11 protein-coding genes and 1 tRNA gene are annotated in these 12,949 nt (G+C 63.1%); 8 read left to right on the top strand and 4 right to left on the bottom strand.

The annotated features are described in order from the left end of the window. Positions 1–100 precede the first annotated feature (100 nt). The 8 genes from HMPREF9237_RS08180 to HMPREF9237_RS08145 all read left to right on the top strand — a co-directional run bounded on the left by HMPREF9237_RS08180 (position 101) and on the right by HMPREF9237_RS08145 (position 10,726). Positions 101–1,039: a universal stress protein gene (locus tag HMPREF9237_RS08180; protein WP_231366725.1), complete on the top strand. Its 939-nt coding sequence runs from the start codon at positions 101–103 to the stop codon at positions 1,037–1,039. 195 nt (positions 1,040–1,234) lie between these two features. Continuing rightward, positions 1,235–1,306, top strand: a tRNA-Arg gene (locus HMPREF9237_RS08175). 141 nt (positions 1,307–1,447) lie between these two features. After that, complete coding sequence (locus tag HMPREF9237_RS08170) at positions 1,448–2,836, top strand: AAA family ATPase (protein ID WP_016443276.1); 1,389 nt, start codon at positions 1,448–1,450, stop codon at positions 2,834–2,836. Further along, positions 2,802–3,350, top strand: coding sequence for an RloB family protein (locus HMPREF9237_RS08165; RefSeq protein ID WP_016443275.1), 549 nt, complete (start codon positions 2,802–2,804; stop codon positions 3,348–3,350). Before HMPREF9237_RS08170 ends, HMPREF9237_RS08165 begins: the two co-directional genes overlap by 35 nt. A 44-nt stretch (positions 3,351–3,394) precedes the next feature. Further along, entirely contained in the window at positions 3,395–4,708 is a 1,314-nt protein-coding gene (locus HMPREF9237_RS08160) for a glycosyltransferase (RefSeq protein ID WP_016443274.1), read from the top strand. After that, positions 4,705–5,733 (top strand): PIG-L deacetylase family protein, encoded by a 1,029-nt coding sequence (locus HMPREF9237_RS08155; protein WP_016443273.1) that lies wholly within the window; start codon positions 4,705–4,707, stop codon positions 5,731–5,733. The genes HMPREF9237_RS08160 and HMPREF9237_RS08155 overlap by 4 nt, the downstream gene beginning before the upstream one ends. A gap of 69 nt (positions 5,734–5,802) precedes the next feature. Further along, positions 5,803–10,386, top strand: coding sequence for a hypothetical protein (locus HMPREF9237_RS08150; RefSeq protein ID WP_016443272.1), 4,584 nt, complete (start codon positions 5,803–5,805; stop codon positions 10,384–10,386). Between the two features lie 10 nt (positions 10,387–10,396). Further along, positions 10,397–10,726 (top strand): hypothetical protein, encoded by a 330-nt coding sequence (locus HMPREF9237_RS08145; protein WP_039898951.1) that lies wholly within the window; start codon positions 10,397–10,399, stop codon positions 10,724–10,726. Positions 10,727–10,801: 75 nt separating this feature from the next. On the opposite strand, the gene mscL is transcribed toward HMPREF9237_RS08145, so the two are convergent. From mscL to HMPREF9237_RS08130, 4 genes are all read right to left on the bottom strand, one after another. Beyond that, positions 10,802–11,185 carry a large conductance mechanosensitive channel protein MscL gene (gene mscL / locus HMPREF9237_RS08140; protein ID WP_016443270.1) on the bottom strand — a complete coding sequence of 128 codons (384 nt, stop codon included), beginning with the start codon at positions 11,183–11,185 and terminating at the stop codon, positions 10,802–10,804. Positions 11,186–11,235: 50 nt separating this feature from the next. Then, positions 11,236–11,868: an SAF domain-containing protein gene (locus HMPREF9237_RS08135; RefSeq protein ID WP_016443269.1), complete on the bottom strand. Its 633-nt coding sequence runs from the start codon at positions 11,866–11,868 to the stop codon at positions 11,236–11,238. A gap of 108 nt (positions 11,869–11,976) precedes the next feature. Beyond that, positions 11,977–12,186 (bottom strand): FmdB family zinc ribbon protein, encoded by a 210-nt coding sequence (locus tag HMPREF9237_RS09930; RefSeq protein WP_016443268.1) that lies wholly within the window; start codon positions 12,184–12,186, stop codon positions 11,977–11,979. Between the two features lie 108 nt (positions 12,187–12,294). Continuing rightward, complete coding sequence (locus tag HMPREF9237_RS08130) at positions 12,295–12,930, bottom strand: 5-formyltetrahydrofolate cyclo-ligase (protein ID WP_016443267.1); 636 nt, start codon at positions 12,928–12,930, stop codon at positions 12,295–12,297. Positions 12,931–12,949: the final 19 nt, after the last annotated feature.

Here is a 12,949-nt window from a genome sequence, read left to right as displayed (position 1 = left end):
GCGCGCCTGCCGCGAGGTCTGAGAAGAATTATGTACGAACGCCGTCGGAGCTCCCGGCGGCGTTCGCATTTTACGCACGGTTCCACCCCGGGGCGGGCCCGTGGGAGAATGGGCAACGGAGGTAACGATGTACCAGCATGAGAATTCCGTGGTCGTTGGGGTGGATGGCTCCCCCGAATCGCGCGCGGCACTTATATGGGGTGCGCACGTGGCCGTGAGCCGCAATGCCACCCTGCGGGCCCTCACCTGCTACCAGGAAGGCCCAGATCCGCGCGGCTCCTATGAGAGCGCCATGAGTATCGCGCGGGAGGCGCTCGCCCAGGAAGGCGTGGCCGGCCTGGCGGGCTTAGAAGCCACCGCGGTGGCGCTACCCGGGGATCCGGTCGAGCTGCTCCTGGCAGAATCCAAAACTGCTTCCCGGCTGGTGGTCGGATATTCCGGGGCGGATACCGCTGATATTGACCAGCTGGGTGTGGTGGCCGGCGCGATTGTTTCCAAGGCGTACTGCCCGGTTGCCGTGGTGCCGCTCCAGCATTCGCGGCGCCTGCCGATCCGCCACATTGTGGTGGGAGTGGACGGCTCGCAGGAATCGAAATATGCCCTTAATTTGGCGGTGCGGATGGCCGGGCGCTGGGGCGCGCAGGTCTCCGCAATTAACGCGGTATCGGTGACGCGCGCCGGGGGCGGCCTGCTTCCCGGCGGGGATATGACCCGTGAAATTCTGGATGACACCCGCCTGGGCTTGGAAGAAACCGTGGCCGAGGTGCTGCGCGGGGATGAAACCGTGCAGGTGCGCTGCTACGCGGTGGAAGGCTCCGCGGCGGAAATCATGGCGGAATTCTCTAGCTCTGTGGACCTGGTGGTGGTGGGGGCGCGCGGCCGCGGCGGAATTACCGGGCTGCTCTTCGGCTCCACCAGCCACACGCTGCTCCTAGGTACCCAATCGCCGGTGCTCGTGGTGCCGACCCACGCCACCAAGAACCTCCACGTTCCTGATACCAATGTGCCCTGGGATGTGCCCGATCCTTCGGCGCAGTAGCGGGTGCGGTGGCGCGAGGTGCCCGTATGGTCTCGCGCGCGGGCAGTAGGTGACCCGCGATAGTAGTGCGGCCCTGTATGCGGCAGGTAACGCGGAATTGCCCGAGGTAAGTAGCGCCCACGGTGCCACGCAGAGTAACCTGGAACGGTTATCTTATTCCCACCGTCGTTCGGATGAATGATCGGCGGTGGGCCCGCCCTCGTAGCTCAGGGGAAGAGCGACCGCCTCCTAAGCGGTAGGTCGAAGGTTCGAATCCTTTCGGGGGCACAGTTGCGATGTCCCGCGTCATAGGTCTGCCTGTGACGCGGGATTTTTCGTGTTTTCAGGTTGGCTACCGGCAGTAGTCCACTCTGCGGTCTATAGCCCCACTCTGCTATTGAACTGTGAAACAGTTTCGCTGGGTATTTCATGTCTGAAAATGTGCAAAATGCATATCGATTCTGTATTTGCACGTATTTCGACACTAGAATGGTCGGTATGATACTCCTCGGTGTGGGCGGCGCTAACTTTAGAAGTTTGCGTGATGAATGGGAGCTGTCCCTCCTCCGCCCTTCGTTGCGGCATAACATTCCACCCAAAGGTGAATTGTGGCGTGAGCACGTATGGCCATGCGCGGCTATTTACGGGGCAAATGCTTCGGGCAAGAGCACCGTGCTGGAGGCACTTAACTTCATCCGAGACGCCGTTTACAACTCGGCACGCTCGTGGGCCAGCGCCGATAAGTTGCCCGTGCCTCCTTTTGCACTGGACCCGGAAAAACGGAACGCGGATACCACGCTATGGATTGATTTCGTGACGGATGGTATTCGTTACGTCTATAGCTTCACGCTCAATGAGAGAGTGATTGTTCGGGAAGAATTACGGGCCTATTACTCGACTCGCGCCACAATGCTTATTGATCGGGACGTGCGCGGGCATAAGGTGCACCCCACGCGGGTGGGGAAGATCAATGAGGTTTCACCCCGTGAGCTGGTTCTTTCGCGCGCCTCGGTTCTTGATACCAAGGTTTTAGGCGACCTCGCACGCACAATCGGCAGAGAATTACTCATGTATCGGGTGGGTAACTCCGATTACGATCTGCAGGTTCATAGGCTCACCAGCGACCTTTCTAAAAATATTGCCAAGCGGCGGCTCTATGCCAGTTTGGCAAAGGTTGCTGATGTGGGGATTGACGATATTAGCGTTGAGTCGCGGGAATTCCCGCCCGAATTACTGGATATGCTCAAGAAACTGATTCCTGAGCAACACCAGGATGAGGAAATCACGGCCGAACTAGTTAAACAATTCGCTTTAGCTCTGCGTTTTTCCCATAAGGGTGCGAAAGACTCAATCACCTTCGCCGCTGAACAAGAATCCCTCGGTACCACATCCTGGCTAGCGTTAGGGAGTTTAGCTGTTGAAGCTTTACGCTCGGGAAAAGTTGTATGCGTGGATGAGATTGACGCGAGTTTGCATCCGATGCTGGCAACTGAGCTCATCGCTGCTTTCCAAGATCCAGAGCTGAATACCAATGGCGGTCAAATCATTTTCACGAGCCATAACCCTTATTTTCTCTCGAACGAATCCGATACCGGCTTGATGCCGGGACAGGTATGGCTGACGGAAAAAAATAATGAGGGTGCTACTGATCTTTTCTCCGTGGCCGATTTCCCCGACGTGAAGCCTGGCACCGATATGGCCAGCTTGTACATGTCGGGCCGTTTAGGTGCTACACCGCTACTTGAACCCTGGCTGTTCCGGAAAATGATCGGCGGGCACAGCGATGGCGAGAAAACGTCCCCAACGGCGTCTGCGTGAGAGCTACCTGATTGTTACCGAAGGCTCAGTAACGGAGGTCGAGTACTTCGGCTTGTTTCAGCAGTTAATACGTGACAATCGGGCAGTTACTCTCAAAATTGTGTCCGGTGGAGGTGAACCTAGGCGAGTATTAGATAAGGCTATGTCCATCGCCGGGCACTCGGGAAAGTATCAGCATATTTGTCTCGTCATGGATACTGACCAGCATCCAACGTTGCAGGCTGTCGTGAAGGAAGCTCAAGCACAAGGTTTCGGAGTTTTCGTCTCGAATCCTTGTTTCGAGATCTGGTTGTGGTGGCATATTGCGGATCATTTCGCACACGTACGTCCAGGTGAGCTTGAGAAGAAACTCGTTCCCCACCTTGATGGTAAGAGCGTACCTAGCACTTTTCCGGTGGAGTCGTGGCGAGATTCATACGAGAGAGCGAAAAATGCGGATAAACAGAACGGAGAGGCGGGGTTGAATCCATCGAGCCGAGTCGGGGAACTGTTGAGCATCCTCGCCTCTACGTAAAGCGCCTGTACCTTTGGGACGTAATTCCCGGGTAGGCTGGGGGAATGACCTTGGGAAATACGCACCACGCACAGGAACCGGATAGGAACGACGGCGCGCCTGCCCCGCTCCATATCGCTATGACCTCGGTGCACACCTCCCCACTGGCCACTCCCGGATCCGCTGACGCCGGCGGCCTCAACGTGGTGGTAACCAATACCGCACAGGCCCTGGCCCGCGCCGGGCACCGGGTTGATCTGGTCACCCGCGCCAGCGAACCCGGCCAGCCTTATATGCATGAGGTCATGCCGGGCGTGCGTGCTTTCTTCTTGCCAGCCGGCCCGCGCCACCCCGTGGCGAAAAGCCACACCGATGGCCTCATCGCCCCCTTCACGGTGGAATTTCGCCGGTGGATGGCCGAGCACGGCAGCGGCGTCGATCTTATCCACTCCCACCACTGGTTCGCGGGCGTGGCCTGCCTGCCCGTCTCCCAAGAAACCGGGCGCCCTCACGTGCAGTCCTTCCATTCGGTAGCTGCGCGGGAAGGCCAAAATCTTGCCGACGGTGAACCCGCGGAATCCGCTGGGCGGGGGCCCGGCGAGGCGCGCTGCGTGCGCGAATCTGATCTCATCATTGCGGTATCCCAAGCGGAAAAAGAGATGATCGCGCAGCGCTACGGTACACCGCCCTGCCCGGTCGACATCGTGCACCCGGGCGTGGATATTGAGATGTTCCACCCGGCCCCCGCTGGCGGACTCGTTGCCGCCTCACCGGCCGCAGCGCCCACCGCACCCGACTGCGTCACCGAGGTAACCGGCGGGCGGGATTACGTTTTCTTCGCTGCGCGGCTCCAACCCCTGAAAGCCCCGGATTTAGCGATTCGCGCGCTCGCGGAGCTGCCCGCCGGCACCCGCCCGCTCCTCGTTATTGCCGGGGCGGCCTCCGATGACTTCGCCGGCTACGAGGACCATTTGCGCGCCGTCGTAACAGAAACCGGAATGGAAAGCGACGTCCGCTTCATCGGCCCGCTTCCACGCACCGGCCTCGCGGCGTTCCTCGCCCACGCACAGCTCCTCCTCAACCCCTCTTTCTCGGAAACTTTTGGGATTATCAACGTGGAAGCGGCCGCCTGCGGCACCCCCGTGGTGGCCTGGGATTCCTCCGGGATTCCCGAATCCGTGCACGGCGGCGTGACGGGCACCCTGTGCCGCAGCCGCGAGCCACGCGAATGGGCCGGTGCGGTGCGAGCCTACCTGGACGACCCGGCTTTGCGAGCCCGGCACGGCGCCGCGGGGCGCGCCTTCGCCGAATCGCGCACCTGGGACGCGGTCGCGCGCGATTACGCTGCCGCCTACCGCAAACTCGGGAGGCACGCATGAGCACGCCTCGCGAGTTTGATGGTCGCGTGTGCAACGGCGCGGCTGCGCGCCCGTGGAGCTGGGACCCCAGTGGGCCGCTCTTCGCCCGCACCCTCTTCCTCCACGCCCACCCGGACGACGAAGCGATCCAGGCCGGCGGCCTCACCGCGCTTCTCACCGCCGCCGGGCACCGCGTCAGCATCCTCACCTGCACCCGCGGCGAAGAAGGCGAAGCGGTCCCTGGAATCTTGCCCGCCGGGGCGGGGGAGGCCGAACTCGTTGCCCGGCGCGAAGCAGAAATCACCCGGGCGCGCGCGATCCTCGGGGTGACGGATGGCTTTTGGCTCGGCACCGCGCCCGCTCTCGCATCCGGCGCCGCCCCGCGCCGCTACCGGGATTCCGGGATGGTTTGGATTGCTCCCGGGGTCGCCGGTCCCGCACCCAGCGCCGGCCCGCGCGCCTTTTCCCGCGCGGAGCTGAGTGAAGAAATAGCAGATGCACGGGCGCTCCTCGCGCACGTGCGGCCCACGGTCATTATTGGGTACGACGCCGCAGCAAGCTACGGCCACCCCGACCACGTACGGGTGCATCACCTGGCTCGCGCCCTCGGCCGGATTACCGGAATTCCCGTGCTTGAGCTGGCTTCCACTCCCGGGCAAGCCGGATGGTGCTATCGCACCGCTCGGGAGCATGAAGCCACCGTGGTGGCGGCGCTACGTTGCTATGCCTCGCAGCTGACCGTAGTTGAGCGCACGGATCCCGCGCTGGCTGGCCTGCCGGTTATCGGTGCCCCTGATTCGGGTTCCGCAGCGGTGAATGCGGTGTGTGATACCGCACTGACTGCTGTGTATAGCGGGGAGCATCGTCCCGAACCGGATGGGGAGCCCGCTCCGCAGCTGCTTATTCGGCACGTGGGTGGCCAGCTCCAGGAGCTCCCTCTCTGGCCGGGATTGCGCCCGGCCGAGGGTGCGTCGTCGTTCTCTATTCCGGAATCTTCCGTGCCTGCCACTACGGCGGCCGCACATTCCACGCCTGTGGCGGAATAAAGCCATAATTTTTGGCTTATTACGGCGCGCATAGGGACTTTTACGCCGGACCTGAGTAGCGTTAAGGTCGTGACTCCTCTCTTCAAACGCTCTTCTCGCCGGCATCCGGCTCGTGAATCTCTTTCTCGTGAAACCGCCGCGGTTCCCGAGACCGCCGCGGTGCCCGCGGGCGACCCCGCTGAATCCGCGCAGGATACGCCCGTAGTGTCCGCACCGGCCGCGGCCCCCGCGGTGTCCGCTGCCGGTGCGGAGGCTGCCGGCAATTCCGCCACGCCAGCTGAACAGGCGAGGCAGACCGGCGCCGCCGGCGTCGCACCGCACAACGTCCCGGGCACCGCAGCCGCGCAGCACGGGACCGATAGTGACAGCTATCCCCGTGACGCGGAGGAGAATCTCACCCCGCTTCCCGCCCCGCAGCGTGAAGAGCTCGTCTCCCGAGCCTATGCCGGTTGGCAGGAGGAGCTGAGGGCGCGGGCGGAGCGCGCGGCGGAAAACGCGGCCGCGCGAGTGTGCATTGATCTTACCCACCCGCATCCGACCGGGGGAGCACAGTTTTCTTCCGGGGCACCCACCCGCCTCACCTCGCTTATTCGGGAGGAGCGTAGCCAGCAAGAAGCTTTAGCCACGTGGCGAACCCTGCGTGAGCAGGTAGCGCGTGCCGCTGAAGAATATGGGTACGCCCCGATACAGTTGGCCAGCGGAAACCTGACGTGGACGGAGCTCCCGCCGCGCCGCCCCAGTGATGAGCTGGAACCCGGCTATGAGGACACCGGCGAACTCAAGCTCGATCCGGAAGCGATGCGGGCCTGCGCGGAGGAGGCCGCGCAGGCTGCGGAAGGCACTCAGGTGGAGGCGCAGGCCGGGTTTGCGGAGCCACTCGAGCAGCCCGCCGCGCAAAGCGGCGAAGAAAGCCGGCAGGTGCGTGAAGTGAGCGTACCGATTGTCTACCGCTTGCTACGGGTGGAGGACGTGGGCACCGATGCCCTCATCCAAACCACCCCGGCCCTGTCCGTCAATCCGGATATTGTGAGTGCACTGCGCCAACACGGCGCCCCGGTGCGGGAATTAGCCCAGCTCACCCGGGTGGAACGGGCCACCGAAGATGAACTTATTACCCGGGTGCGACGCCTGTCCCACCTCTATTTGCCCGGGGCGTCCTACCGCCCTCAGGTGCTCTTGGGGATGTTTGCCGATCCGGCCGCGCGGGCCATTACCGATGCCGAGCTGCTGCGCCCCGTCATGATTCGTTCCGGGGTGCTCGCGGCGATTGCCGGTGATCGGGGCACCCATCAGCTCACCAGCGCCCCGCTTCCTCCGGCCGAGAAACGTGACCGGGCTCCCGAGGGCGAACGCGGGGTGGGCGATTTGGATGTGGCCGAACTTGCCGCGGTGGAGGCCGTGGCAACTGGCCGCGACGTCGTTATCGATACCCCGCCGGGAAGTGCGGACGTGACCACCCTGGTGGCGATTGCCGCGGATGCAGCAGCATCCAGCCGTTCCGTTCTTTATATTCCCGGCAGTAGGGCGCGGCGCGCGGCGGTGACCGCGCGGGCTGGAGAACTCGGTGTGGGCGAACTGCTCATCGACCTCTCTGATATTAACGACGCGGCTTTGCGGCTGCGCCAGGGCCTGCGCCAGAAGTTCCCGCAGATTGACGAAGAACGCACCCTGGCCGTGCGCCGCGATCTCAAAGCGGCCCGGCGCAGCCTGCGCGGTTACGTGAACGCCCTGCACGCCATCGATCCGGTATGGAATACCTCGGTGTATAACGTGCTCGAACATTTGGCTGAGCTTGCCGCACAGCCCAAGGGGCCGGCCACGAAAGTGCGCCTGGATGCCACCGCCGCCGCACGGGTGCGTGAGGAGCGCGAGGCGGTGCTCGAACGGCTCGCGGAAGCAAGCCGTGCCGGCGCCTTTACCGGGGGCGGGAATTCGGAATGGTTGCGCGCGCAGGTCCGCACGGAGGATGATGCCGCCCGCGCTTTCTCCACCGTCACCCGCATGGCTACCGAAACACTTCCCCTGGTCATGGAGCAATCCCAGCGAGTGGCCGGGGAAACCGGCCTGGCGCGCCCGAAGACATTGGCGCAGTGGATGGAACAAATCAAGATGCTCGAAGGGATCTCCGATACTCTCGAGGTCTTCAAACCGGCTATCTACGAACGTTCTGTTGCCGATATGGTGATCGCCACCGCGAGCGATGAATGGCGTGCCGAACACGGCGAAAGCATGAAACGTGCCCAGCGCCGCGCTCTCACCAAGCAGGCCCGCGATTTTGTGCGCCCGGGGATCCGGGTGGCGGATATGCACGCGGCCCTGAGCGAAGTGGCACGCCAGCGCGATATTTGGCGCCGCTACAGCGCGGAAAGTGATTGGCCTACCCTCCCCGAGGGCATGACGATGATCCGTGCGACGGCCGCGGAAGTGGATGGGCAGGTGCGCGAACTCGAGGAATTCCTCCCGCACCGCGCTGGCCTGCGCCGCGAGCCCATCGAAAATGTGCTGGCCTTTGCGCGCGCGCTGGTCTCCCAGCGTCGGGTGCTTGATTCGCAGCCGCGCCGCATCGACCTCCTCCACGACCTTGAGGATAGTGGCCTGGGCGATTTCGCTCGTGATATGGCTCGCCGTGAAGTAAGCGGGGACGCGGTGGCTGCCGAACTTGACCTGGCCTACACCAATTCTGTGTTTGAGCAGCTCATTGCTCGTAACACCGTGCTGGCCCAGGCTGGTCCGCAGCAGTTGGCCCTGCTTGTACACACTGTGCGGGACCTGGATCGCGAACATGTGGAGAGCTTGCCCGGGCCGGTGCTGCGCGCCGCGATCACCCATATGCAAGAGGTTGCCCGCAAACAGCGCGAAGAAACTGTGGCTGTGGATCGTTACTTGGCCCGCGCTGGAGTGAGCGCGCTGGCCGACGTGACTGCCTCGGCAACCGCGCTGGTCCAGGCGGCACGCCCGGTGTGGGTGGTACCGCCGGCGCTGGTTCCTGAACTCATTCCCACTTTGCCCTGGGCGGATGTGGTGATTCTGGACGGTATCGAGGATGTTTCGCTGGCCGCGGTGGTCGCCCTCATGGCGCGTGGCTCGCAGCTCGTCGTTTTCGGTGACGTGGCGCGGGCTGGTGCGGAGAGCGCGCTCGCGGCTTTGGCTGATGCGCTCCCGGTGTGCGAACTTCCTACCTTCCGTGCGCATCACGATGACCTTGCCCTCGCCTGCTTGCGCACCCTCGGGTACGACGACGCCGACCGCGCCGCCCCGGCGGGGCGGGCGCGCCGGGCTAACCGCCTGCACGTGGTGGACGGGCGCGGGGTGCCCTCCCCGAATACCGGGATGGTCGAAGCTCCCAGCGCGGAAGTGGATGCGGTGGTAGATGCCGTTGTGGATCATCTCCTCACCCGACCCGAAGAATCCCTGGCTGTTATTACGATTTCGCGTTTGCATGCCGTTCATGTGCGGGCGGCGGTGGAACGTACCATCGCGAATAGCCCGGCCCTGGCTGAGGCGGGTGAGTCCGCGGCTAGCCTGGTGCCGGTGGTGGATATCACCGGCGCGAGCGGGTTGCGGCGCGACCGGGTTATATTCTCGGTGGGCTTCGGGAAGACGGTGCACGGCCGGGTTCTGCACACCTTCGGGCCGCTCACGGAACCGGACGGCGCGCGCTACCTGAGTGAGGCGCTCCTGGTTCCCAGCCGCTATATGAGTGTTATTTCTTCGTTAGGACCCGGTGATATCGGGGTGGACGATCTTTCCGGTGCAGCTCCTCGGCTGCTAGCTACCCTGCTCGAGACGGCCGCCCGGCAAGAATTACTCATCGGGGCGGACGAGGATGTGGCCAAGGCCAGCCCGTTGCTTTTCGATCTAGCCGCGCGCCTGCGCGGACGCGGGCTTTTCACCGCGCTCTACTACGGGTACGACGCCGGTTTGCGCATCCCGCTTGTTGTTGCTGAACACGAAGGTGATTGGCGGGTGGCTGTATTGACCGACGACGCTGATTACGTTGCCGAACCTTCCCTGCGCCGCCGTGACCGCTACCGGGTCGAGATGCTCGAGGATTTGGGCTGGAAAGTGGTACAAACCTTCTCCTCCTCGATTTTCCTCGATCCGGAAGCTGAAGCGGATCGTATTGAAGCGCTCGTGCGGGTGGTGCGCCGTGACGAGGCTGCCGCGCGCCACCGGGCGGAAGATACCCCCGTTTTTGGCGCGGACGTAGCTGATGAAGCATATTCTGCTCGGGCGGGAGCCGCGGATGAGCCGGGTGTGACGGACGCGGCGGATGAAGCAGGGCCAGCGGGTGCTGGAAAGCCGGGCGATACCGGTGTTGAAGGTCAGCAAGGCGAGCCCGGCGCGGTAAGGTCGCACGTGCCAGCCGGGAGCAGCGAGCAGGAAGCAAACCCTGCTGCGGTTTCAGATCCGGAAGCTTCACGCCGGGCCCGGGGAAAGAAACCCGCGGTGCGGCCGGGGTTGCCGCTGGCCGCCTACTCGGACGATCAGCTTGATGACGTGGTGGCTTGGATAGCCTCCGACGGGGTGGCCCGCACGTCCGAGCAGCTGGTGGAAGAACTGCGTAGCGAGCTGGATATCCGCCGCCGTGGCCCCCAGGCCGATGCCGTGCTCGGTAATGTGGTGCGCCGCTCCGGTCTGGCACAGGACTAGGTGCGCGGCGGTGGCAAGTAATACGCATTCCGGACGCACCCACCGAGCTGTGGTGCGCCTGTCCGAAGTGGATGCCCGGCGGATAGAAAGCGGCGAACTCAAGGACGCCGCCGAAGCTCTCCGGCGCCTCGCGCGCGGCGAAGGGGGAGCGACCCTACCGCATCCGGACACGCCCACCAAAAAATCGGCGTTAAAAAATAGCGTCCCGGGGGCCAGCATCGTGGCGCCCCGGGACACGGTCGCATCCGCTCGTGAGATTCGCACGCGGGATATCGTGGCGCGCACCGCTCACGAGCAGACCATCCTTGACGAACGCCCGCCGCATTTCGGCAAGCTCTAAGCGGCAGCGCACTCCGAAAAACAGGGAAGTTCCGCACGTGCGCAGACTTGCGCGGACTAGCGCAAGCTCAAGCGATTAGTCGCGCTTAGCCCGCAGCTCGTCACGGATCTCCTTGAGAAGGATGAGCTGGGGATCTTCCGGGGCCTCAGCGGCCGGCTTAGCGTGGCGTTCACGCAGCTTATTCATGGGGAGAACCAGGAAGAAGTACAGTGCGAAAGCCACGATGAAGAAGTTGACCACAGCGGTGAGGAAGCTACCGAATTGAATTTCGCCTCCGCCCAAATGCCACACAAAATTACCGTCGAAGTTCGGCTGCCCGAAAATGGCGGCGATAAGCGGCATGAGAATGTGGTCCGTCAGGGACTTCACCACGGCGGAGAAAGCCGCACCGACGATAACACCGACGGCGAGGTCCATGACATTACCTTGCATAACAAACTTCTTAAAACCTGCGAGCACCTTGCATCCTTTCGCGCGGAAAGCCACCGGGACTACCCCGATGGTAGAAACTATGGAGGGGGTACCAGTACTGCCCGCAAAGAATCTGCGGCAGCGTAACCCACAATAAGATTAGCGTCTTTTTCGCGAACAACCAGGTACAGCACTCGATATGTGACGCCCTCGGAGAGCATACCGGTGTTCTTTTCTTCTTCCCCGATCCCCACCACCGCCGCCCGGTCTACCAGTCGAACCGCTCCGGCTTCTGCGCTGTGTTCCGGGGCCGGCGCATATAGCCCAATAAAATTACCCGGCTCAATAAAGCTCCCGGTCCCATCGGATGCTACCCGCACCGCGACCACCACGTGCCCGGCGGGTGGATCGCGTAAAAATTCTTGGGAAAGGAGCAGCCCGCGAGCCAGGGGATAGCCGGCCGGAATATTAGCAGCTAGGCGCTGCCCCTTAGCCTCAGCGGCCGTAGTCAGTGCATTATCTGGAATAAGATCCCGGGCCACGGTGCGCGCCTCCACATCGCGCCCGCTCAGCACGTGTCCGGCCGGTAGATGACGGCGTGCTACTAACACGTGCCCGGTATCTGGGTAGCGGCGCTCGATAGCCTGAAGAATGGTGAAAAAAGCCAGGATGGCAACCCCGGCTAGCAGCAGATGGCGTGCGCGCCACAGCCGTGTGTGGAGTCCGGTCATGGCTCGAGGCTAGCGGGAGCTAATCAGCTGCGAACCAGAACTAGGCCCTTGTGTGGATACCGGCAGCGTTTCGCGGAGTTGGGGATAAACCGAGCTGCGTCGTCGTCCTTACTTTTGCGTAGAGCTTCCACCCGAAGAACGTGAGTCATTGTGGTAGAAACCCGAGCCTTTGAAAACAATTGCGCTGATCCCCGCCATTACCTTCTGCAAGGAGTCTTTCCCGCATTCCGGGCAGGTAACCAGGGCGGCGGCTGTCATCGACTGGTGCGCATCAAAATGGTGACCGCAATTATCGCAACGGTAACTGTAGGTAGGCACGTTCTTCCTTTCCGGGCCGGTGGCCGAGCCGAGGTGCGGCCGGCACAAGCCGTACGGCGCATTATTCTAGCGCGTGGCACGTGCCCTCGGGGAAGTGGCCCGTAACTCCTAGTGCATAGGGGTATGCCCGCCCAGGTCCACCACGGTTTCAGGAAGGAGGACGTAGTGCACCGGCACGTCCATCTCATCGTGGGGGAGGGGAGTGTGCACGTATTCTTCGGGCCACACCAGGGCGCCCACCGGGGTGGAGCTATCGAGCTGCTTGAGGACGCGGTCGTACCAGCCCCCGCCCTGCCCCAGGCGCACGCCATCGTGATTGACGAGCAGCGCGGGGATAAAAGCGGCATCAACCTCGCGTAATACCGCGGAATCCAGGGCTTCACCCCGAGGTGCGGGCGGCCGGCCGGGAGCCTGATCGGTAAGATTATCCGCGCCGGTATAGCGCGCCCACTGGCGGGTGAGCCCGGGGCCGAGCTTGGGGACAAGGAGGGTGCGCCCGCTGGCCACAATCGCATCGCACAGAGCACGGGTACCCGGTTCGTTAGCGACGGAAATATAACCGGCAACTGTGGTGGCGGTGCCGAGGAAATCCAGCACGGTAGTGACCCAGCGGGCCTCGGCTTCCTCACGGGCAGCGGGCGTGCGCTTGGCTCGAGCCGCGCGCACCGTTGCGCGCAAGGCTTGTTTGGCTTCCGGCAGCGCCATCGCGGAGACATCAGGAAGAGATATGGTGTGGTCGGTCATGGCACCAGTGTGGCACGAG

The sequence above is a fragment of the Actinotignum schaalii FB123-CNA-2 genome (assembly GCF_000411135.1).
GTDB lineage: Bacteria > Actinomycetota > Actinomycetes > Actinomycetales > Actinomycetaceae > Actinotignum > Actinotignum schaalii_A.
The sequence above is the reverse complement of the archived record's forward strand: the minus strand, read 5'-3'. Positions and strand labels throughout refer to the sequence as shown.

What these genes read in the sequence shown, in the direction of transcription:
- HMPREF9237_RS08165 (WP_016443275.1), top strand. Translation starts at nt 2,802, where the DNA reads ATGGCGAGAAAACGTCCCCAACGGCGTCTGCGTGAGAGCTACCTGATT.
- HMPREF9237_RS08170 (WP_016443276.1), top strand. Translation starts at nt 1,448, where the DNA reads ATGTCTGAAAATGTGCAAAATGCATATCGATTCTGTATTTGCACGTAT.
- HMPREF9237_RS08135 (WP_016443269.1), bottom strand. Translation starts at nt 11,868, where the DNA reads ATGACCGGACTCCACACACGGCTGTGGCGCGCACGCCATCTGCTGCTA.
- HMPREF9237_RS08130 (WP_016443267.1), bottom strand. Translation starts at nt 12,930, where the DNA reads ATGACCGACCACACCATATCTCTTCCTGATGTCTCCGCGATGGCGCTG.
- HMPREF9237_RS08160 (WP_016443274.1), top strand. Translation starts at nt 3,395, where the DNA reads ATGACCTTGGGAAATACGCACCACGCACAGGAACCGGATAGGAACGAC.
- HMPREF9237_RS08155 (WP_016443273.1), top strand. Translation starts at nt 4,705, where the DNA reads ATGAGCACGCCTCGCGAGTTTGATGGTCGCGTGTGCAACGGCGCGGCT.